Origin of the sequence: Heyndrickxia coagulans DSM 1 = ATCC 7050, assembly GCF_000290615.1 — a bacterium.
In the GTDB taxonomy this organism is placed as follows: Bacteria; Bacillota; Bacilli; order Bacillales; family Bacillaceae_C; genus Weizmannia; species Weizmannia coagulans.
In genome coordinates, this window is sequence record NZ_ALAS01000269.1 from 1 (window position 1) to 284 (window position 284).

Annotated in this window: 1 protein-coding gene; it reads right to left on the minus strand. The window is 34.9% G+C overall.

Going from position 1 to position 284, the window contains the following annotated elements; all coding sequences use genetic code 11:
- Positions 1-19 precede the first annotated feature (19 nt).
- Positions 20-226, minus strand: coding sequence for a DUF1657 domain-containing protein (locus IC21_RS14425; protein WP_035180367.1), 207 nt, complete (start codon positions 224-226; stop codon positions 20-22).
- Positions 227-284: the final 58 nt, after the last annotated feature.

The window sequence follows — 284 nt, forward strand, 5'->3', positions numbered from 1 at the left end:
TTTTTATCTAATTTGTACATTATTGTTGTTTGTATTGAGGTTCTTCTTGTTCAATTTGTTGAACACGAGCAGAAAGGCTGTCAACTAGTTGCTGTGTTTGTTTGGCAGCAACTTGATAAAGTTGTTTAGCTTGTTGATTATCGGTTCCTAGTGCAAAGGTTTCGAAGCTCGCTTGTGCACTTTTTAATCCGGCTAGAGTTTGTTTCACTTGACTGATGATAGTCATGGGTGATTCCTCCTTCAATTTAAGTTACACTTTTAGAATGATAAAAAAGATCTTTTTT

What these genes read in the sequence shown, in the direction of transcription:
- IC21_RS14425 (WP_035180367.1), bottom strand. Translation starts at nt 226, where the DNA reads ATGACTATCATCAGTCAAGTGAAACAAACTCTAGCCGGATTAAAAAGT.